Annotated in this window: 26 protein-coding genes and 3 pseudogenes; 18 read left to right on the top strand and 11 right to left on the bottom strand. The window is 69.3% G+C overall.

What is annotated here, in order from left to right:
• Positions 1–66 (top strand): annotated as a pseudogene (gene nadA, locus AB0B94_RS32825) (quinolinate synthase NadA); the annotation flags it as partial.
• A gap of 104 nt (positions 67–170) precedes the next feature.
• Here nadA and AB0B94_RS32820 read toward each other — a convergent pair.
• Entirely contained in the window at positions 171–614 is a 444-nt protein-coding gene (locus tag AB0B94_RS32820) for a (deoxy)nucleoside triphosphate pyrophosphohydrolase (RefSeq protein WP_238668270.1), read from the bottom strand.
• A 183-nt stretch (positions 615–797) separates the two neighbouring features.
• On the opposite strand from AB0B94_RS32820, the gene AB0B94_RS32815 reads away from it, so the two are divergent.
• The gene (locus AB0B94_RS32815; RefSeq protein WP_112604995.1) at positions 798–1,106 is read left to right on the top strand and encodes a 4a-hydroxytetrahydrobiopterin dehydratase; all 309 of its coding nucleotides are present in this window, start codon (positions 798–800) and stop codon (positions 1,104–1,106) included.
• Here AB0B94_RS32815 and AB0B94_RS32810 read toward each other — a convergent pair.
• Both AB0B94_RS32810 and AB0B94_RS32805 read right to left on the bottom strand, forming a co-directional pair.
• The gene (locus AB0B94_RS32810; RefSeq protein ID WP_357289759.1) at positions 1,093–1,515 is read right to left on the bottom strand and encodes a VOC family protein; all 423 of its coding nucleotides are present in this window, start codon (positions 1,513–1,515) and stop codon (positions 1,093–1,095) included. The two genes, AB0B94_RS32815 and AB0B94_RS32810, sit on opposite strands and share 14 nt — an antisense overlap.
• On the bottom strand, positions 1,512–1,865 hold the full coding sequence (locus AB0B94_RS32805) for a DUF1801 domain-containing protein (RefSeq protein ID WP_357289755.1): 354 nt from the start codon (positions 1,863–1,865) through the stop codon (positions 1,512–1,514). Before AB0B94_RS32805 ends, AB0B94_RS32810 begins: the two co-directional genes overlap by 4 nt.
• 114 nt (positions 1,866–1,979) lie before the next feature.
• Between AB0B94_RS32805 and AB0B94_RS32800 the strand changes: the two genes are divergently transcribed.
• The 6 genes from AB0B94_RS32800 (at position 1,980) to AB0B94_RS32775 (ending at position 6,603) form a co-directional block, all read left to right on the top strand.
• Positions 1,980–2,864 carry a LysR family transcriptional regulator gene (locus tag AB0B94_RS32800; protein ID WP_357289751.1) on the top strand — a complete coding sequence of 295 codons (885 nt, stop codon included), beginning with the start codon at positions 1,980–1,982 and terminating at the stop codon, positions 2,862–2,864.
• Entirely contained in the window at positions 2,861–3,616 is a 756-nt protein-coding gene (locus AB0B94_RS32795; protein ID WP_357289748.1) for a class I SAM-dependent methyltransferase, read from the top strand. Before AB0B94_RS32800 ends, AB0B94_RS32795 begins: the two co-directional genes overlap by 4 nt.
• A gap of 10 nt (positions 3,617–3,626) precedes the next feature.
• Positions 3,627–3,989, top strand: a complete 363-nt coding sequence (locus AB0B94_RS32790) for a PH domain-containing protein (protein ID WP_030337500.1) — start codon at positions 3,627–3,629, stop codon at positions 3,987–3,989.
• A 223-nt stretch (positions 3,990–4,212) separates the two neighbouring features.
• Positions 4,213–4,944 (top strand): class I SAM-dependent methyltransferase, encoded by a 732-nt coding sequence (locus AB0B94_RS32785; protein ID WP_357289745.1) that lies wholly within the window; start codon positions 4,213–4,215, stop codon positions 4,942–4,944.
• A gap of 97 nt (positions 4,945–5,041) precedes the next feature.
• Complete coding sequence (locus tag AB0B94_RS32780) at positions 5,042–5,242, top strand: hypothetical protein (protein WP_357289742.1); 201 nt, start codon at positions 5,042–5,044, stop codon at positions 5,240–5,242.
• Between the two features lie 83 nt (positions 5,243–5,325).
• Positions 5,326–6,603 (top strand): MFS transporter, encoded by a 1,278-nt coding sequence (locus AB0B94_RS32775; protein ID WP_357289739.1) that lies wholly within the window; start codon positions 5,326–5,328, stop codon positions 6,601–6,603.
• Here AB0B94_RS32775 and AB0B94_RS32770 read toward each other — a convergent pair.
• The 3 genes from AB0B94_RS32770 to AB0B94_RS32760 are packed head-to-tail and all read right to left on the bottom strand — an operon-like array spanning position 6,587 to position 7,838.
• Complete coding sequence (locus AB0B94_RS32770; protein ID WP_357289736.1) at positions 6,587–7,030, bottom strand: SRPBCC domain-containing protein; 444 nt, start codon at positions 7,028–7,030, stop codon at positions 6,587–6,589. The two genes, AB0B94_RS32775 and AB0B94_RS32770, sit on opposite strands and share 17 nt — an antisense overlap.
• 2 nt (positions 7,031–7,032) lie before the next feature.
• Positions 7,033–7,383 carry a metalloregulator ArsR/SmtB family transcription factor gene (locus AB0B94_RS32765; RefSeq protein ID WP_357289733.1) on the bottom strand — a complete coding sequence of 117 codons (351 nt, stop codon included), beginning with the start codon at positions 7,381–7,383 and terminating at the stop codon, positions 7,033–7,035.
• Complete coding sequence (locus AB0B94_RS32760; RefSeq protein WP_357289730.1) at positions 7,380–7,838, bottom strand: SRPBCC domain-containing protein; 459 nt, start codon at positions 7,836–7,838, stop codon at positions 7,380–7,382. Before AB0B94_RS32760 ends, AB0B94_RS32765 begins: the two co-directional genes overlap by 4 nt.
• Before the next feature lie 114 nt (positions 7,839–7,952).
• On the opposite strand from AB0B94_RS32760, the gene AB0B94_RS32755 reads away from it, so the two are divergent.
• Genes AB0B94_RS32755 through AB0B94_RS32745 form a run of 3 tightly spaced genes read left to right on the top strand, consistent with a single transcriptional unit; the run spans position 7,953 to position 9,787 of the window.
• Positions 7,953–8,327, top strand: coding sequence for a VOC family protein (locus AB0B94_RS32755; protein WP_357289727.1), 375 nt, complete (start codon positions 7,953–7,955; stop codon positions 8,325–8,327).
• A gap of 13 nt (positions 8,328–8,340) precedes the next feature.
• Positions 8,341–8,949 carry an NAD(P)H-dependent oxidoreductase gene (locus tag AB0B94_RS32750; protein ID WP_357289724.1) on the top strand — a complete coding sequence of 203 codons (609 nt, stop codon included), beginning with the start codon at positions 8,341–8,343 and terminating at the stop codon, positions 8,947–8,949.
• A gap of 31 nt (positions 8,950–8,980) precedes the next feature.
• Positions 8,981–9,787, top strand: coding sequence for a hypothetical protein (locus AB0B94_RS32745; RefSeq protein ID WP_357289721.1), 807 nt, complete (start codon positions 8,981–8,983; stop codon positions 9,785–9,787).
• Position 9,788: 1 nt separating this feature from the next.
• Here the strand turns inward: AB0B94_RS32745 and AB0B94_RS32740 are convergent, their stop codons facing one another.
• Both AB0B94_RS32740 and AB0B94_RS32735 read right to left on the bottom strand, forming a co-directional pair.
• Positions 9,789–10,169 (bottom strand): hypothetical protein, encoded by a 381-nt coding sequence (locus tag AB0B94_RS32740; protein ID WP_357289718.1) that lies wholly within the window; start codon positions 10,167–10,169, stop codon positions 9,789–9,791.
• Between the two features lie 14 nt (positions 10,170–10,183).
• Entirely contained in the window at positions 10,184–10,954 is a 771-nt protein-coding gene (locus tag AB0B94_RS32735) for a class I SAM-dependent methyltransferase (protein ID WP_357289715.1), read from the bottom strand.
• Between the two features lie 40 nt (positions 10,955–10,994).
• On the opposite strand from AB0B94_RS32735, the gene AB0B94_RS32730 reads away from it, so the two are divergent.
• The 4 genes and pseudogenes from AB0B94_RS32730 (at position 10,995) to AB0B94_RS32715 (ending at position 14,367) form a co-directional block, all read left to right on the top strand.
• Positions 10,995–11,558 (top strand): DUF3592 domain-containing protein, encoded by a 564-nt coding sequence (locus AB0B94_RS32730; protein ID WP_357289712.1) that lies wholly within the window; start codon positions 10,995–10,997, stop codon positions 11,556–11,558.
• Positions 11,559–11,803: 245 nt separating this feature from the next.
• Positions 11,804–12,205, top strand: a complete 402-nt coding sequence (locus AB0B94_RS32725; RefSeq protein ID WP_357289708.1) for a hypothetical protein — start codon at positions 11,804–11,806, stop codon at positions 12,203–12,205.
• A gap of 620 nt (positions 12,206–12,825) precedes the next feature.
• Positions 12,826–13,862 (top strand): annotated as a pseudogene (locus AB0B94_RS32720) (IS110 family transposase).
• A gap of 37 nt (positions 13,863–13,899) precedes the next feature.
• Positions 13,900–14,367, top strand: coding sequence for a hypothetical protein (locus AB0B94_RS32715; protein WP_357289705.1), 468 nt, complete (start codon positions 13,900–13,902; stop codon positions 14,365–14,367).
• 150 nt (positions 14,368–14,517) lie between these two features.
• Here the strand turns inward: AB0B94_RS32715 and AB0B94_RS32710 are convergent, their stop codons facing one another.
• Positions 14,518–14,934 carry a carboxymuconolactone decarboxylase family protein gene (locus AB0B94_RS32710; protein ID WP_357289702.1) on the bottom strand — a complete coding sequence of 139 codons (417 nt, stop codon included), beginning with the start codon at positions 14,932–14,934 and terminating at the stop codon, positions 14,518–14,520.
• Positions 14,935–15,152: 218 nt separating this feature from the next.
• Between AB0B94_RS32710 and AB0B94_RS32705 the strand changes: the two are divergent.
• Both AB0B94_RS32705 and AB0B94_RS32700 read left to right on the top strand, forming a co-directional pair.
• Positions 15,153–15,398, top strand: a pseudogene (locus AB0B94_RS32705) (replication initiator); the annotation flags it as partial.
• A gap of 82 nt (positions 15,399–15,480) precedes the next feature.
• A complete protein-coding gene (locus AB0B94_RS32700; RefSeq protein ID WP_357289699.1) occupies positions 15,481–16,131 on the top strand; it encodes a site-specific integrase in 651 nt (216 codons plus the stop codon).
• Here AB0B94_RS32700 and ychF read toward each other — a convergent pair.
• Positions 16,121–17,206, bottom strand: coding sequence for a redox-regulated ATPase YchF (gene ychF, locus AB0B94_RS32695; protein WP_124773736.1), 1,086 nt, complete (start codon positions 17,204–17,206; stop codon positions 16,121–16,123). The genes AB0B94_RS32700 and ychF overlap by 11 nt on opposite strands.
• A gap of 143 nt (positions 17,207–17,349) precedes the next feature.
• Here ychF and AB0B94_RS32690 point away from each other — a divergent pair, with 143 nt between their 5' ends.
• Positions 17,350–17,919 carry an exonuclease gene (locus AB0B94_RS32690; protein WP_357289693.1) on the top strand — a complete coding sequence of 190 codons (570 nt, stop codon included), beginning with the start codon at positions 17,350–17,352 and terminating at the stop codon, positions 17,917–17,919.
• Positions 17,920–17,922: 3 nt separating this feature from the next.
• Here AB0B94_RS32690 and AB0B94_RS32685 read toward each other — a convergent pair whose 3' ends face one another.
• The gene (locus AB0B94_RS32685; RefSeq protein ID WP_357289690.1) at positions 17,923–18,657 is read right to left on the bottom strand and encodes a peptidase E; all 735 of its coding nucleotides are present in this window, start codon (positions 18,655–18,657) and stop codon (positions 17,923–17,925) included.
• Positions 18,658–18,809: the final 152 nt, after the last annotated feature.

Here is an 18,809-nt window from a genome sequence, read left to right as displayed (position 1 = left end):
GAGGCGGAGTACATCGTCTTCTGCGGTGTGCACTTCATGGCCGAGAGCGCCGACATCCTCACCACCGCCCCGGCCCCGGCCCCGGCCCGGCCCGGCCCGGCCCGGCCCGGCCCCGGTGATCATGAAGTTATTGCCACGACCCGCCGCGCGCGGTGGCAATAACTTCATGATCACCGAGAGCTGCGCAGGAGGGGGCGGAGGGCGGCCACGATGGGGGCGTCGGCGGGGAGCCAGGTGACCGAATCCAGTTCGTCGGCGGTGAGCCAGCGCAGCGCCTCGTGCTCCAGCGCCTGTGGCTGGTCGTCGCCGAGCAGGCGGGCCGCGTACACCTTGAGCACCGACCGGCCGTGCGCCATCCGTACGTTGCGGCCGACCCGGTCGCCGATCTCGACGCGTACGGCCAGCTCCTCGGCGCACTCCCGGATCAGCGCGTCGGTCTCAGCCTCCCCCGGCTCGACCTTTCCGCCCGGAAACTCCCACATGCCCGCTACCTCGGGTGGGGCGGAACGCGCACAGGCGAGCACCCGCCCATCCCGGATGATCGCCGCACCGACGATCACCTTCAGGTCCCGTCGTTCGGCCTGCCCGCCATCATTCGCCCGTTCGGTCCGCACGGGCGTCCAGGGTGCCAGATCAATCGGCGGTTTGGGTACCGTAGCCGTCCGCTAGGCCAACAAGACACGGAAGTGTGGGCGTGGACACCCCCTCCGAGCAGCGAGAGACTAGGAGACACCGACAAGACACGGGATGGCGACGACTTGGCCACAAGCCGGCAACGGCGCTTGGGGGGTGCGGTGATGCGCGTGCTGTTCAACAGCAGGGCCAAGCACGACTACCTGTCCGACGCGTTGACCTTGCTATCTGGTTGGACGCGCGAGGGCGAGCAGATCCGACGGACGCTCGTGATCGACGATACCCAACACGCCGCACTCACTGAGCGGGTCAAGGTCGTCGCGGATGCGCTGCATCTGCGGCCCGAGATCAGCCGCCGGGCCGACAGCACCCAGATCCGGGTGGGGCATGGCAGCGGCGAGCCGCTGACCGAGGGCGAGGTGCTGTTGGCTGCCCGCATCGAGGACGCGTACCGGGCGGTCACCGAGGCCTGACGACAGTCTCCGAATCCGACCCGGCGTCCGGTGGGTACCAGCGCAGCTCCACCGAGTTGCCGTCCGGGTCCCGCACGTAGATCGAGGTCGCCGAACCGCGGGCGCCGAATCGGCTGACCGGGCCGGTCAGCACCGTGAAGACCTCCGACTCGATCACCTGCGCCCAGTCCAGTGGTGCCACCACCAGGCAGAAGTGGTCCACGTTCGCGCCCTGCGGCTCACCGCGGACGAGGTCGATGATGCTGTCGGGGCTGATCCGCACCGACGGGAACGGGACGCTGCCCGCACGCCACTCGTCGACGCGTACCGGTGCCAGCCCGAGCCGGCCGCAGTAGAAGTCCACTGACCGTTCCACGTCGGCGACTGTCAGCACCAGGTGGTCGAAACCGGTTACCCGCACCTCGCTCACCCCTCCTCCAGGTGGGCCGCCGCGTGCAGCCAGTCGCTGAACAGGGCCGGGTCGATATCGGCGACGTCGCGCAACTTCACCGCCGCCATCGCCCGCGCACCGGGGATCAGCCGCCCCGACGGGTCGGTGATCTCCTGCCCCCGCCACCGCCCGAAGGTGACGTACGACCCGTACGCCTTGACCAGGCAGAGCGGGCGCTGGCCGGGCCGGTCGCCCAGGCTCCAGACCGGGTGCCCGTGCCACATCGCCCCGGTCGCCCCGGGAAGGGCCGCCGCGATGACCGGTGTCAGCTTCTCGCCGATCTCGCGCAGTGGGCCGGCGAGGCCGGCCAGGTAGTCGTCAACGCTCATGTCAGAGCCCTTCGCTCGGTGTTCCCTGCCGCGTTCACGATCCCCGGGCGAGGGCCGCCGACCAAGACCCGATGCCGCTACGATCGTTGCCCACAGGTCAACGATGGGAACTGTGTGCTGGAGCGCTACGAGGTCGAGACGTTCCTGACCCTCGCGGAGGAACTGCACTTCGGCCGGACCGCCGAGCGGTTGACAGTCAGCACCGGCCGGGTCAGCCATGTGGTGAAGAAGCTGGAGCGCCGGATCGGCGCACCGCTGTTCGCCCGTACCAGTCGGACCGTCCGGCTCACCCCGATCGGCCGGCAGCTCGCCGACGAGCTGGCTCCGCTGGTGGCAGGCATGGACGAGGCCGTCCGCCGGGCGACAGACGCCGCCCGGGGCGTGACCGGGACGCTACGGGTGGCGTTCCTCGGCGAGTGGACCGCGCCGGTGCTGCTCCGGGCGGTGGCCCTGTTCGCTGAACGGCACCCCGACTGTCGGGTGGAGGTGCACGAGGCGCAGTTGTCCACCACCCGATCCGGGCTGCTCGACGGCTCGACAGACGTGTTGATCGCCTCGTACCCGTTCGACGGGATGGCCACCGGACCGGCGCTGATCTCCGAGGGCCGGGTGCTGGCGGTGCCGGCGGGTCACCCGCTCACCCGGGAGCGGTCGGTGTCGTTGGAGGTGCTCGCCGACCACCCGGTGGTGCAGTACCCGACGGTGACCTCGGTGGAGTTCAAGCGGGACCGCACCCCCGAACGCACCCCGTCCGGCCGGGCGGTGCCAAAGGGGCCCGCCGGGAACACCTTCTCCGAGATGCTGTCCCTGGTCGCGCTGGGCCGGGGAGTCCTGCCGGTGGGCGAGCACACCCGGCGCTATTACCCGCGCCCCGACGTGGCGTACGTGCCCATCCACGACGCGCCACCGATCGAACGAGGGCCGGTCTGGCTGCCCAGCAACACCACCACCCGGGTACGCGAGTTCGTCCGCGCCGCGACGGACGCGAACCCCCGATGAGGCACGCCGAGTTCCGCCACCACCGGCTGGTGCGGGTGTACGACGCGGAGTGCCGGTGGGGGCCGGACGACGACTTCTTCCGGACGGTGGTCGACGAGACCCCGGCCGCCCGGGTGCTCGACCTCGGCTGCGGCACCGGCCGGCTGGCCATTGCCCTCGCCGCCGCCGGCCACACCGTCACCGCTGTGGATCCGGCCGACGCGTCAGTGGCCTCCGCCCGGGCCAAGCCGGGTGGTGGGCGGGTGACCTGGATCGTGGGCACCTCGGCGCTGCTGCCGGAGCGGGCGTTCGACGTCGCGGTGCTGACCAGCCACGTCGCGCAGTTCTTCGTGGACGATGCGGAGTGGTCGCGTACCCTCGCCGACCTGGCCCGGGCGCTGGTGCCCGGCGGCCGGCTGGTGTTCGACGCCCGCGACCCGGCGGACCGTCGCTGGGAGCTGTGGAACCCGGTGGATTCGCACCGGCTGGTCACGCTGCCCGACGGCGGCGAGGTCCGCGCGTGGACCGAGGTCACCGGGGTACGCGACGGAGTGGTCGACTTCACCCACCACTACCACTTTGACGACGGGGAGGAACTCCTCAGCTCGGCGAGCCTGCGCTTCCGCACGGAGGCCGAGCTGCGCACCTCCCTGACCAGGGCGGGCTTCATCGTGGATCGCGTTCACGGGGGCTGGCACGGGGAGCCCGTCGGCCACGGCGACGGCGAGTTCGTGGTCATCGCACGGGCGGGCACGCTGGCACCGGTTTTCTAGCCTGGAGCACATGGCGAACATCGCGTACGACCGCAAAGAGCAGGTCCAGCAGATTGAGAGTGGCCTCCTCGAAGGCGAGCAGATCATCGCCGTCTACGACGCCGTCGGCACCGGCACCGGGTTCATCGGGCTGACCGACCGCCGCGTGATCATCCAGGACCGGTCCTTCGTCGGGAAGCGGTTCGCGATCACCAGCATCCCGTACTCGAAGATCACCAGCGTGAGCGTGGTCAGCAACAAGTCGTGGGGTGGTTCGTTCTTCTCCACCGGCGCCATCGCCATCCACGTCGGCACGCACACCTACGAGGTGGAGTTCCGTGGCGCGCAGAAGAGCCACCACGTGCACAACGTGATCCTGCACCACATCTCCTGACCGGATGCGCCGTCGTGGGCCCGGCTGGCGTAATTGCCTTGCCGGGCCCACGACGTTTCTGGTGTCCTCGGTCGACAGCCACGCGAAGGGAGCAGCCACCATGCCGAACACAACGAAGTCCCCCGAACCAACCGTCATCCGACCCGAGGAATCGAGACTTCGTGAGCAGGACTGTTCCCCTGGCGCTGCTCGGCGCCACTGACACCAACCCCGGAGGCCGCTGATGTCGGTCTTCGACGATCCCGGCCTCTTCGGCCGGCTCTGGGCCTCCGACTACGACAGCCCAGGAAACCCCGACCCCGCGCCGGCGGTGGACTTCCTGGCCGACCTGGCCGACGGGGGTCCGGTTCTCGAACTGGCGATCGGCACCGGGCGGGTCGCGCTGCCGCTGGCCGAACGTGGCCTCGCCGTGCACGGCGTCGAGGCGTCCGAGGAGATGCTCGCGCAGCTGCGGGCGAAACCCGGCGGCGACCAGATCCCGGTGGTCGTCGCCGACATGGCTGACGTGCCGGTGGCCGGTGAGTTCCGGCTCGCGTACCTGGTCTTCAACACCCTGTTCAACCTGGTGGACGCCGAGCGGCAGGCGGACTGCTTCCGCAACGTCGCCCGGGTGCTGTCGCCCGGCGGCGCGTTCGTCATCGAGACGTTCGTGCCCGACCCGCGCAGCTTCGACTCGGACGAGCAGGTGCAGGTGCGTGAGGTCACCGAGGACTCCGCGACGATCCGACTGCACCGGTACGACCGACCAGCGCAGCGGTTCATCCGGCAGACCATCACGTTCGACGCGGACGGTGTGCACCTGAAGCCGTTCGCCATGCGGTACGCCTGGCCGCACCAGATCGATGGGATGGCGCAGCAGGCCGGGCTCCGGCTCACCGAGCGGTACGCCGACTGGCACCGACGACCGTTCCAGGCCGACAGCCCGTCGCACATCTCCGTCTACCGGGCGGAGTAACGGTTTGATCGGCTCGGGTTCCGGAAAGCCGAGGTGTCATCGCCCGACTTCAAGGAACCCGAGCCGATCTCCCGCCACCCGAAGGTGAGATGCCGCCATGAGCAGACGAGCCATCCATGTGGTCCTGGCGCTGTCGGTCGTCCTGATGGTCACCGGCATCATCCTCAAGGTGACCGGGGACGGCGGGGCCGACACGGCCGGCACTGTGGCGGTGTCGCTCGCCTCGGTGGGTTCGATAGTGGCGAGCATCGGCTCGTCCTCCCGCGCTGCCCGCAGAAACGCCGGCCCGGACCGGTAGTTCCCGCCGCCGTTGGCCTCGGCTGATTCTGCTGGTAGCAGTAGGTGTTGATCCGCGGGTCCCGCGCCGGGTGTGCTGACAGCATGCCGGACGCCTCCAGATTCCCGCGCTCCTCCCCGTACTGGCCGGTGGTCAGTCACCCTCAGCTCCGACGGGTCCTACCTGGGCTGGCCGTCTCCGCGTTGGGCGACGGCCTGGCGGTGGTCGCGGTGACCTGGCTCGCCATCCAACTCGTCCCGCACCATCAACAGGGCACCTGGATCGCGCTGGCCATGGCGGCGTACACACTGCCCAGCGCGGCCGGGACTGTCGTCTTCGGCCGGTGGCTGCGGGGGCGCAGCGGGGCGCAACTCGCCGGTTGGGACGCGATTCTGCGAGCCAGCGCGCTCGGGGCGATCCCCCTCGCGCACCTCACCGGTGCGCTCAGCGTCTGGCTGTACGTCTTCCTGCTCGCCGCGTCCGCATTGCTGCACTCGTGGGGTTCCGCCGGGCGTTTCACACTGATCGCCGAACTGCTGCCGCAGCGACACCATCTGCCGGCCAACGCCGTGCTCGCCAGCATCGCCGGGTTCGCCACCATCGTCGGGCCACCACTGGCGGGCCTCCTGATCGCCTGGGTCGGGCCGGTATGGGTCATCGCCATCGACGCCGCCACCTTCGCCGTGTTGGCCCTCACGTACCGTCTCGCCCTTCCCGCCAACGGCGGACCCACGCGGGACGAGAGTGGCGCTTCGCGAACGGCCGGCTTCGCGGTCATCCGCCAGAGCCCGGCCCTGCTGGGCCTGCTGGTGCTGAGTCTCGGGTTCTTCTTCCTCTTCGGACCGGTGTACGTGGCGATGCCGATCCACATCACCGACGACCTGCACGCCTCCGCGACGCTGTTCGGCGCGTACTACGCCGCGTTCGGCGTCGGCGGTCTCGCCGGGGGCCTGGTCGCCGGTTACCTTCGCGGCTGGCCACTGCGAACCACCACCATCGGCATCGTCGTCGCGTTCGGTGTCGCCCTGCTGCCCCTCGGCCTGGGCGTACCGGTCGGCGTGTCGTTGCCGGCGTTCGCCCTGGCGGGCTTCATCTGGGCGCCGTACATGTCCACGTCGATGGCGCTGTTCCAGCGCAGCACGTCCGTCGCGCAGCTACCGGCGGTGCTCGCCGCGAACGGTGCCGTCCTCGTGCTGGCGGTGCCCCTGGGCACCATGCTGGGCGGGCCACTGGTGGGCGCCATCGGCGCACGCCCGACGCTGCTGCTGTGCGCCCTGGCGATCGTGGCCCTCGGCCTGACCGTCGGGGCAATCGCGATCTCCAGGCGGAGCTCGCGATTGCCCGACGATGCAGCCGTCACCGCGGTCAGTGCCAGTCGCTGATCCGGACGTCGTCCGGGGCCGGTCGACCGTGGCCGGTCTCCACCTGTTCCTTGAGGCTCATCAGGAACATCGCCCACTTGGTGCTGCAGTGGTGCATGAACTCGACCGGCTCGCGCCAGCCCTGGTGCGCGAACTGGACGATCGTGTACTCGCCGCGCTGGTCGAGATGCCAGTCGACCTCGGTACCGACCCATTCCTCGGGGCCGTCGACGACGCGCCACAGCACCCGCCCGGCGGGGTTCAGCTCCAGAACCTCCATGTCGAAGCCGCCGGCATCGCCGAACCGGAAGGCCAACTGTCCACCGACCTCGCTCTTGCCCACCGTGTCGGTGGTCCACCAGGCGGCGAGGCCCTCCGGCGTTGCCACCGCTCGGTAGACGTCGTCGAGCGGCGCGGCGACGCCGACCCGGTGCAGGATGTCGACCATTCTCAGTCTCCTTCGTCGTTGGTGCGGGTGCGTTCGATCGTCTCGGCGATGCGCTTGATCCGGCGGAGTCGGGCGTCCCAGGTGGAGCCCACCGCCGACAACTGGGCGACCGCGCGGGCGAGTTGCGCCTCGTCCACCTGGTAAAGACGCTCGCGGCCGGCCGGCTCGGCGTGGATCAGCCCAACCCGGTCCAGGACCGCCAGGTGCTTCGAGACGGCCTGCCGGGTGACGGGTAGCCGTCTGCTCAACGAGGTGGCAGTGCCGGGCCCGTCGGCGAGAAGAAGATCGATCATCGTACGCCGAGTCGGGTCGCCGATCGCCGACCACAACTCGTCGTCGACCACGGGCTTCACGGGGTCGCGACCAACCGAGCGACGTACTCGCCCAGCCGGGGCATGTAGTGGTCCCAACCGTTCTCGTGGTCGCGGTACTGCTCCTCCAGGACAGCGACCTCCCAACCCAGCTCGCGGAAACCGGTCTCGGTCATCCGGATCAGCGTCCCGCCGCCGCTGGGCACCAGGTCGAAGGTGACGAGCAGCGCCTGCCCGCCCCGGTCCGGCTCGGTGAAGCACCACCGGAAGGAGAACCGCTTCGGCGGGTCGACCTCGACGACGGCGAGCGCGACGGTCTTCGTCTCGCCGGTGTCGGTGTCGCGCCAGACCAGTTCGCCGGGCGCCCCGGCGACGGACTCGAACCGCGCGTCGTCTGGCCACCACTCCCGCATGTGCTCGGGCTGGCTGACCACCTCGAAGACGACCTCGGGGGACGCGTTGACGTGGATGTCGCGTTCGATGGTTCCCTGTTCCATGCGCACAACCTTTCGCAACCTTTGGTTGCACCCAACCTACGACAGCCCGCACCCATCGCGCAACCTTTCGTTGCATGTCGTGGCGTCGTCGTACCCCTGGTGCACGATCGGCACATGTCTGAGTCATCGCCGCACCGCCACCACACCATCGACTACGTCGAGCTCACGGTGACCGACCTCGCCGTGGCCAAGCGCTTCTACGCCGACGCGTTCGGTTGGCGGTTCAACGACTACGGGCCGGAGTACGCCGGCATCCGCAGCCCACACGGCGACGCCGCGCCCGAGGTCGGCGGTCTCCGTCTGGACACTGAGGTTCGAGCGGGCGGCCCACTGGTGCTGCTCTACTCCAGCGACCTGGACCGGTCCGTGCAGGCCGTCAAGGAGGCCGGCGGCCAGGTGGTGAACGGGCCGTACGAGTTCCCCGGTGGCCGGCGGTTCCACTTCACCGACCCCAGCGGCAACGAGTTGGGCGCCTGGGCCGAGCAGTAGGACCCTTGCAACCATGCACACCTTGTTGGTAGCCGTGAACCCGGAGCCCGGGTCCCTGACGCACCACCTGGTTCGGCGACTTGAGGCCGCGCTGCGTCCGGGGTCGGTCGAAATCGCCGACCTGGCACAGGAGGGCTTCGACCCGAGGTACACCCCGACCGATCGCCTGGCGTACCAGCAGCGCGGCGGGCCGCCGCCCGACGTCCTCCGCGAGCAGCAGCGCATCGACCGGGCCAGCGACCTCGTGCTGGTCTTCCCGGTCTACTGGTGGTCGATGCCGGCGCTGCTCAAGGGGTGGATCGACCGCGTGTTCATCAACGGCTGGGCCTTCGACTACGCCCCGGCCACCGGCATCCGACCGCGGCTGCACCGCCTCACCACCCACCTGCTCCCCGTCGCCGGCGACGACGCCGGCCTCTACGAGCGACACGGGTACGGGCACGCGCTGCGGACGCAGATCGAGCACGGAATCGTTGACTACTGCGGCAGCCGTCGCGGCGTCACCGCCTTCGTGCACGAGTCCGAGCAGGACGACTCTCAGGCCACGGCACGAAATGTCGACCACGCCGTAACCGCGATCCGCGACGCCATCTCCGTACCACTCGACGCGCGACATGAATGATCGTCATCGCAGGGACCGCCAGGGTGTCGCCATGGCCGGAAGAGGCCTGGACGTCGAGGGTGCGATCGCCCGTGAGGGTGCACTGAGCCGGGTCCCGGTCGCGTTCGCCGGTGTTGTCGACGCGGCACGCGCGCGGATAGCCGACTCGTTCGACGCTGGTCGGCTGCACAGCGCCTACATCTACGGCAGCATCCCGCGTGGCACCGCCATCCTCGGCGTCTCCGATCTCGACCTGCTCCTCGCCCTGCACACCGAACCAACCGAGGCCGACCGGGCGGCTGCCACCAGGATCGAGCAGGACCTCGACCGGTCCTTTCCGCAGATCGACGGCGTGGGCATCCTGCTGTTCCGTGCAGGTACGCTGCTCAGCGAGCTTGAGCGGCACGACCTCGGCTTCTTCGTCGCCTGCCTGTGCACCCCCCTGCTGGGCGACGACCTCGCCGACCAACTCCCCCGCTACCGGCCCACTTCCCTGCTCGCCCGCGAGACGAACGGCGACCTGTCCCTTGCGCTCGCGGGGTGGCGCCGCCAGGCAGCCGAAGCGAACACCGACCAGCAACGGAAGGCCCTCAGCCGGCTCGTCGCTCGGCGCATCGTCAGGACCGGCTTCACACTGGTCATGCCTCAGTGGGGAGGTTGGACGAGCGACCTCACCCAGTCCGCCGAGGCGTTCGGGCTCCACTATCCGGAACGCGCGGAGCAGATGCGTAGAGGTGCCGTTATCGGTCGCACCCCCTCGCCGGTTCCGGGTGTCCTCCGCGAACTCATCGACGACCTTGGGCCCTGGCTCGCCGCGGAGTACGCGATCGTCCATGGCGAGAAGGCCGCCCGTCCCTGACCTACCGGAGGTCCTCGCCACTCATCACGAGACAGCCGAACACGTCCGTGAGGACGGCCCGCTGGTGGCCGGTCAACGGGTTCGCGAAGACAGCGACGCGGACCCCGCGCTGCCGGCAGGCCTCGGCGACTTCGCGGGCCCTACCAGGGCTGAGTAACGTCCGTCGCGAAAACGGGTCGCCCATTTTGTCCGCGCCACCCGAAGAGACTCCCCGCCGTTGCACATGCCGGCCCACGACCTGGCCACCGTGGGCTTCCACCACGCTGGCCAGCAGATCGAGCTCGCTGCCGAAGTCCTTGTCCTTCGCCGAGAACAGGCCCACCAGCGCCACCTCGGCGCCTGCCAGCGCAGCGTTCAACGCCCCGGAGCGATGCCGGTTCACCGGGCCGACGATCGTCAGTTCCGGCGGGCGCGCAGCACGCCGGTCAGCATCGGCAGCGTGAACTCGCCGTGCGCGGTTTCGGGTCGGCTGCCGAGGAATGCGCGGATCCGGCCGAGGGTGGCCGCTCGCTCCTCGTCCGGCATGACCAGCATCCCGGCCCGCGTCGCGAGCGTCGCGACCAGCGAGTCGGCGGTACGGCGCTGCCCGTGCGGGAACTCGACCTGCTCCGCGGACCCGAACCGGGCGGTCAGGCCGGTGCTCGGGACGAGCATGCCCGCCGTCGCGGCGCGCCAACTGCTCAGCGTGTCACGCGGGCCGATGGCAGCACTCCCGCTGACCCGTTCGAGCCCGGCAACCCAGTCGATCCGGTCGTCCATGATGTTCCACAGACCGGCCAGGATGCCGCCGGGTGCGAGGACCCGGGCGATCTCCGCCCCCGCCACGGCCATGTCGAACCAGTGCAGGGCGTTGCCGGCGAGCACGGCATCGACGGAGGCGTCCGGCAACGGGATGGCCTCGGCGCTACCCGGCAGGGCATTGACGTCCGGCTGCGTACGACGTAGCTCGGCAAGCATGGCCGGGTCCGGTTCCACGGCCACGACGTCCGCGCCCACCGCCGCCAGCGTCGCCGACAATTTGCCGGTGCCGGCACCCAGGTCGAGCACCCGCAGGCCAGGTGCGGGCTCCAGCGCCCACCGCACCGCGGCCTGCGCGTAGTCGGGGCGGTGCTGGGCGTACGCGGTCGCCGCCGCGCCAAACGACGATCGGAGCATCTGTTCCGTCATCCGATCAACGTACCGCCGCTTGTCGACATCGACTGCGACCATGGCCACCGTGCAGATCTTGCGGAGCTGGTGGCTTGCCCGCTACCCCGTCTACGCACTCGGCCTCGCGGTCGGGCTGGTCATGATGTGGCTGCCGTTGAAGACCTTTCAGGACGACGACGCCTGGGGGCGTCGATTGCGGGTCAACGGCGTGCCAGCCCAGGCAGTCGTTGATGAACTAGTGCACAAGCGGCGGAACACGATGCACCTGCGCTACGAGTTCGCTGGCGCTCAGCGTCAGGCCGAGGTTGGCTGTTGGGAGGTCTGCCTGCCGGCCGGCAGCGCGATGCAGATCTGGGTCAACCCCGATGATCCGGAGGATTTCGTCACCGATTTCGGCATCCTCAGCGGGCACCGGGGCCGGCTGCAAGGGGTGATCGGGGCGGCAGGCCTGGTGCTGTCCGGGTGGATGGCACTAGCCACGGTCGCCCGCGGCTACCAGAGACGACGCGACCGCCGGCGGCAGGACTGGCAGCGGCAGCAACGAGACCAACGCCGACGACAGCCCACGAACGCCAGGGCCGCAACGAAGCGCAAGCCGAGCCGCCACCACGGCCAGCAGTAGGAGCGCCGCGAGTGCCTCAGGCAGGCCCGGACGGGAGCGAACCAGGTCGAGCCCGGCGGCACCGCTGCACTCGCCGAGACTGATTCGCCACGCAAAGGCGATAATCACTGCACCAATTTACCTGGATCTACGAGTCGCGGCCCTGGTCAAGCCACGTTTATCTATCCGTTACCAAGACCGGACTTCACGGCATTGGCGCTAGCTATACGGTCCAAACCAAAGCACCTGCAGATATGGAGGAATTTATGAGGAAAGCAACGTCGAGGAAACTCGCAGCGGCGGGTGGCGCACTCACGCTCGCGTTTGCCGGCATTCTTCCGATCGCCACACCGGCATCTGCGGCGGTCGAGCCCGTCCCGGCCGCCATAATGGACGAGCTGGGCGCTGTGCCGGCGGAAGTCGGAACACTGGCCTCCTGCTCGAACTGGACGCCGCACATCAGGCGGGTCATCGTCGGCAGCGCCGCGGTGCACACCAGCTATTCGGGGTCGTCTACGGTGATCGCCCACTGGAAGTCGAAGACGCTTTTCCGTATCGACAAGCGTTGCGTGAACGATGCCGGAAACCTGTGGTGGCACTCGGACTGCTGCACTGGCGTAAAGGGCTGGATCTGGAACGACTATACGGAGTTCGCCCACTACAACTGAAAGCCTGCTCCGCGCCATCGCGGACCTCACTCAGGCAATAAGGAACACTCACCCAGCGACTAGCCACACACGTCGTTGGTGAAGGGGCCAGGGCGACAGGGTGTGGCGTCCTACCGGACACCCGACCTCGGCGCTCTGACCCCTTCGGTGTCGGCCCGGCAGGTGACGACACGTCCCGTTCCCTCCACCCGACCCGACGGCGCACAGGTTGGATCAGACGTTGAAGCGGAACTTAGACCGCATCTCCCCTGACCTGCGGCGTCCTGGTCGACGTGCTGGCCACGCTCGCTGATGGGCTCACATCGTTGATGGCTGGTTGCCGACGTTTCACGCTGTCTTGTGCCCCGTGTGTGCCCCAGAGGTAGATGACATCCACACTCAGGGATCTTCATCGACGGTTGCCCTCAACGACGACTGCATCTCGTCGACTTTGAACTGGCTCCGTGCCCTCATGTGGACCCGTCGACCCGGTCGGCGGGGGCACCTCTCTCGGCACCTGCACGGGCCGGCGTGGTGACCTGATTAGGAGCTTGGGTTCGTCCCTCATCCCCGTTCTGTCCAGCGTTCTCCTCGTGCTCGGTGGTCGAGCCTTGCCGTCGAATCAGCAGGTAGGAGACAGCGTGAGCGAGGACCAGGACGTGACCGTTGGGGTCGACACGCACAAGGACGTGCACGTCGCGGCGGTGTTGAACCAGACCGGTCGGGTGTTGGCCACTCAGGGCTTTCCGACGACGATGCGTGGCTACGCGCAGCTCGCCACGTGGGCCGAGTCCTTCGGCACGGTAGCGAAGATCGGTCTGGAGGGCAGCGGCAGCTACGGCGCCGGGTTGCTGCGGTTCCTGACGGACTACGGCCTGACGGTGGTCGAGGTCGACCGTCCGGACCGCTCTACCCGCCGCCGGATCGGCAAGACTGACACCATCGACGCCGAGTCCGCCGCCCGGGCGGTCTTGTCCGGCCGCGCCGCCGGCACCCCGAAGGCCCGCGACGCACAGGTCGAGATGATCCGGGCTCTGCGCGTCGCCCGCCGCGGAGCGATGAAGGCTCGAACTCAAGCCGGAGGCCAGGTCGAGTCGCTCATCGTCTCGGCCCCCGAACCTGTGAGAGAAGTCGTGCGCGGACTGGCCGGCAAGAACCGCATCCGCGTCTGTGCCGCTCTCAGGCCCGGCACGGTGTCTGAGCCGGCGACCGCCACCAGGATCGCGCTGCGCAGCCTCGCCCGCCGCTGGCTTGCCCTACAGGCCGAGATCGACGACCTCGACGGCCACCTCGCCGCCCTCGTCACTGCCACCGCCCCGGATCTGGTCGCGCTGCCTGGTATAGGCGTCGACACCGCTGGGCAACTCCTCGTCACCGCCGGCGACACCCTCACCGCCTTCACTCCGTAGCGGCTTTCGCCCGGCTCTGCGGCGTCGCCCCCATCCCTGCCAGCTCGGGACGCACCGACCGCCACCGCCTGCACCGTGGCGGCGACCGCGACGCCAACCGCGCCCTCTGGCGCATCACCCTCGTCCGCATGCGCTGCCACCAACCGACCAAGGACTACGTCACCCGCCGAACCGCAGAGGGCAAGACCAAGACCGAGATCATGCGATGCCTCAAGCGCTACATCGCCCGAGACGCCTACCGGCCGCTCGCACCTGCTCACCCGAATTGAGGGTGCCTGAAAACTCAGCCGGGGCCATCATGTCCAGGTGCACGATGTGACCTGGGATGATGTCGCCGACTGGTTCGAGCCCGACGGCTCGTTGCTGGACGCCTACGTCCTCGACGCCAACGAGACCGACTGGCAGCGGGTGATCGACCTCGTGAGATCTCAGGGATGGCGGTTCGACTACACGGTTGAAGGGCAGTCCCGGCCACTACCGCAGCAGGCCGCCGACATTTTCGCTCTCCGCCGCTCCGAGGCGACTGTCACCATGCACATCTGGCCAGCACCCAACATGCTGGTCAACACGCACTTCTTCAGCGATGACGAGGTTGAGTTCGACTTCGACCGCACTGAGCTACAGGGCCAGCCCCAGCTGGATCTCCTCTGCCGCTTCATGCGCAGCCTTGGACACCAGCTCGGGAAGCCAGTGCGCCTGACGCCAGAGAACGGTCCGGAGCACCCCCTGCTCATCTACTCACCCACCCAGGACCGGTTCATCCCAAGCGCTTGACGGAAATAGGAGCGTCCACTTCGCCGGCAGTCCGGTGTCCGACTTTGCTTGATGCGTTACAGGTCGACTTCACATGATGGGTGACACTCCGCCGAGCGTTGGTGGAGTTGTCCGTGACTGCCGGATCGTGCGATCACGAAAACCCGTACCTTAGCGTTCCGGGTTTTCTGCGAAGACCTGGGCCGCGACCTGGTAGCCGTCGAACGCGCGTGCTACGCCGGCGTAGACCGCGACCTGAAGGAAGACTTCGGCGATCTCTTCCTTGGTGGCGCCGGCGTTGAGCGCGATGCGGAGCTGACCGCGTAGCGGCTCCAGGACGCCGAGTGTTGCCGCGATGGTTACAGATACCAGTGCCCGCGTCTGCGTATCTAGGTGCTCGGTGCGCGGCCAAACGTCGCCGAAGGCGTGCATCGTCGCGATCCGCTTGAAGTCTGCGCCGTTAGCTGGCTCACCAGGGGTAGCGCCAAGAAAGCGCTCCAAGCGGAAGCCCAGCAGGCGCTCAGCCGTGTCCAGCGCGGCCGCGTATCCCGGGTCTGTCGCCGCCGTTGCCTGGTCGTCCGTCGCCATGATGCTTACTCTTCCGTCTACCAGGGCAAAGCGGGCGAGAACGGGCACTTCGACCGCAGCTGAAGCCACCGAGACATAGCCAGGTGCAAGTGAGATCAGCTAGCCGGATGTGTAACGGATCAAGTGACAGCAATCCGTAACGCATCAAGTGGAGCCCGACATCGCCGGCAGTCCGGCCGCTGGCGTTACTCCGGTGGCTGCGTGATTGCGTCACGCGAGTGCTCACGCCAGCTTTCCACACCCCAACCCACCCGGACCGGCCCCAGGGCTGGCCGATCACTTGGGGCGAGCAGGTCGACCTGGAACCCATCATCGCCACCGACGGCACCGGTGAGGTCACCGACGGCATGGTCGCGGGTTGCCTTGCCAAGTACGCCACCAAGAGCACCGAGGCCACCGGGCACACCTCCACCCGCCTGACCGCCGACACCATCGAGGATTACCGCGACCCTGACGGCGACCACACCGCCCGCCTCATCGACGCCTGCTGGCGCATCGGCCGACCCACCGGAACACCCGCTGCCGTCATCCCACCGGGAACGGGTCGTGCCGCTCACCGTCGACCATGTCCGCGCGCTCGCCGACGCGATCCCTGCGCGCAACCGCGCGATGGTCCTCGCCCAGGCCGGGTTGGGTCTGCGCCTCGGCGAGCTGCTCGCGCTGCGCGTGCAGGATGTCGACTTCACCGCGCGCCTGGTGCGGATCGAGTGGCAGTTCGCGCCGCAGTCCACGGTGCGGACTGTTCCCAAGACACCGCGCTCGCGCCGGACCGTGCCGCTGCCCCAGGTCGTCGCCGACGCGCTGCGGGCGCACATGGCGCAGTTCCCGCCGGCTGATGACGGCACCCTGTTCACGACCCGCTGTGCCGGCCCCTACCGGCACGACTACTACGGCTCGCTCATCTTCGGCGCGGCGGTGCGGACCGCAGGCCTGCCGGACAGCATCACGACACACGACCTGCGCCATCACTACGCCTCGGTCCTGCTGATGCAGGGCGAGTCGGTCATCACTGTGGCCGAACGGCTAGGGCACGAGAACGCGACGCTGGTCTTGTCGACCTACTGTCACCTGATGCCGGACTCGGAGGAGCGCACCCGCCGGGCGGTCGATGAGGCGTGGGGTTGTGCCCCCGGTAGGCCCCCCAAGGCGAGGCACCAACCTCCTGAACTGCGGGAACAGGCGGGATTCAGACGTTGAAGCGGAACTCCACGACGTCGCCGTCCTGCATGACGTACTCCTTGCCCTCGATGCGGACCTTGCCCGCCGCCTTGGCCGCCGACATCGAGCCGTGCTCGACCAGGTCGTGGTACGAGACCACCTCGGCCTTGATGAAGCCGCGCTGGAAGTCGCTGTGGATGACACCCGCGGCCTCCGGGGCGGTGGCGCCGACCGGGACGGTCCAGGCGCGCGCTTCCTTGGGGCCGGCCGTGAGGTACGTCTGGAGGCCGAGGGTGCGGAAGCCGACCCGGACGAGCTGGTTGAGGCCGGGCTCGTTCTGCCCGATCGACTCCAGCAGCTCGCGGGCCTCCTCCTCGGGCAGGTCCACCAGCTCAGATTCGATCTTGGCGTCCATGAAGATGGCCTCGGCGGGGGCGACCAGGGCGCGCAGCTCGTCGAGGAACGTCTCGTTGGCCAGCTCGGCCTCGTCGACGTTGAAGACGTACAGGAAGGGCTTGGTGGTGAGCAGGTGCAGCTCGCGCAGGTGCTCCAGCTCGATCTTGGCGGCGGCGGCCCCGGAGTAGAGGGTGGTGCCACCGTCGAGCACCTCGATAGCGGCCTTCGCCGCGGCGACAGCGGCGGCCCGGTCCTTGCGGAGCTTGGCCTCCTTCTCCAACCGGGGCAGCGCCTTGTCCAGGGTCTGCAGGTCGGCGAGGATCAGCTCGGTGTTGATCGTCTCGATGTCGTCGGCCGGGGAGACCTTGCCGTCGACGTGCACCACGTTCGGGTCGGAGAAAGCCCGGACGACCTGGCAGATCGCCGAGGCGTCCCGGATGTTGGCCAGGAAGGCGTTGCCCCGGCCCTGCCCCTTCGACGCGCCACGGACCAGGCCGGCGATGTCGACGAACGACACCGGCGCCGGCAGCACCTTCTGCGAGGAGAAGATCTCGGCCAGCTTGCCCAGCCGCTCGTCGGGCAGCCCGACCACGCCGACGTTGGGCTCGATGGTGGCGAACGGGTAGTTCGCCGCCAGCACGTCGTTCTTGGTCAACGCGTTGAAAAGCGTGCTCTTGCCGACGTTGGGCAGGCCGACGATGCCGATGGTGAGACTCACGACGGGCCAGCTTACGCCGGTCCCGGCCGGGCCGGTCCAGGCGGCTCCGATTCGCCGCCGCGCCGGTGGTCGGTCGTCGCTCCCACCGGGCCCCGGCAGACGTTGCTAATCTCCCGGTTCGATGTTCCGCTGCTGGAGGTGAGATGGCCTCGACGTTGCCCGAGCTGTATATCGCCGTCGATGTGGAGGCGGACGGGCCGATCCCCGGGCCGTACAGCATGATCTCGCTGGGCATGGCGGTGGCCGGCCGCCCGGACCTCACCTTCTACACCGAACTGCGTCCCATCTCCGACGAGTTCGTCCCGGCGGCGCTGGCCGTCTCCGGCCTGGACCGGGACCGGCTGCTGCGGGAGGCACCCACCGCGCAGGAGGCGATGTCCGCCGCGGCGGCCTGGGTCAACGGGCTGCGCCGGGTCGGCCGTCCGGTCTTCCTCGCCGCCCCGGCAGTCTGGGACGGCATGTTCGTGCACTGGTACTTCGTCCGCTTCGTCGGGCACAGCCCGTTCGGCGCGACCGGCTCCGGCGTCGATCTTCGCAGCTACTGGATGGGGTTGACCGGCGGCGAGTGGGTCCAGACCCGCAAGGGCACGATCAAGCACGAGCTGGGCCTGCACGACCTGCCGCACACCCACCACGCCGGGGAGGACGCCGCCGAGCTGGCCCAGGTCTTCGACGCGGTGCTGCGCCGCCGGCAGCCGGGCGAGGAGGTGTGACGCTCAGCCGAGCCGGCGGGGGGCGATGACCGCCTCCCGGACGCTGCCGTCCGCGCCACGGCTGACCTCGTACGCCGAGACGCCGTCGCGGTCCGCGATCGCCTCGACCAGACGGGTGCCCCGGTAGACCAGACCGACGCCGTCGTCGGTGCAGTGGCTGGTGGGCAGGGTGCCGTCACCGACCAGCTCGTGCATGAGCGGGCGGCGCTGGCCCTCGCTGTCGTAGTGCACCCCGTTGCCGTACGGCAGCCAGGCCAGGCCCTCGGTGAAGCCACGCAGCCGGGGGCCGAAGCTGTCGGTGGCACCGCCGACATGCCAGCAGATCGAGCCGGCGGAGACGCCGGCCAGCACCACGCCGGCCTGCCAGCACTCGTGCAGGATCTCGTCGAGCCCGTGCACCCGCCACACCGCTACCAGGTTGGCGACGCTGCCGCCGCCGACCCAGAGCACGTCCTGGGCGAGCAGGTGCGCGCGGACGTCCTCGACGTTCGGCATCGGGAACAGGGCGAGGTGTGACAGCCGGAACCGGGTGTCGGCGAACGCGCCGTAGACGGCGGTCAGCGAGGTGGGCTGGTCGCCGACGGCCTGCCCGAGGTAGCAGACCCGCGGCTGCGGACCGGCCTCGGCCAACTCGGCCGCCAGCTCGAAGACCGGGCTGGGGCGCAGGTCGTAGGGCCCCCGATCGCCCCGGAGGAAGCCCATGCTGGTGGCGATGATGGTCGGTTCGCTGGCGGGCATCGAAGCGTCCTTCCGTCGGGGGCGGTGCGGCGTCCATCCTGCCGCAGCCGGTCTCCGGTTCGTTCGGTGTGGGGTGGGGGGGCCCCCCCCCCGGGGGGGGGGGGGCCCCCGCGGGGGGGGCCCCCCCCCCCCGCGAGGCCCCCCCGCGCGGC

It is taken from the genome of Micromonospora sp. NPDC048986, assembly GCF_040649335.1.
GTDB lineage: Bacteria > Actinomycetota > Actinomycetes > Mycobacteriales > Micromonosporaceae > Micromonospora > Micromonospora alfalfae.
This window is presented reverse-complemented; position numbering and strand designations above follow the sequence as displayed.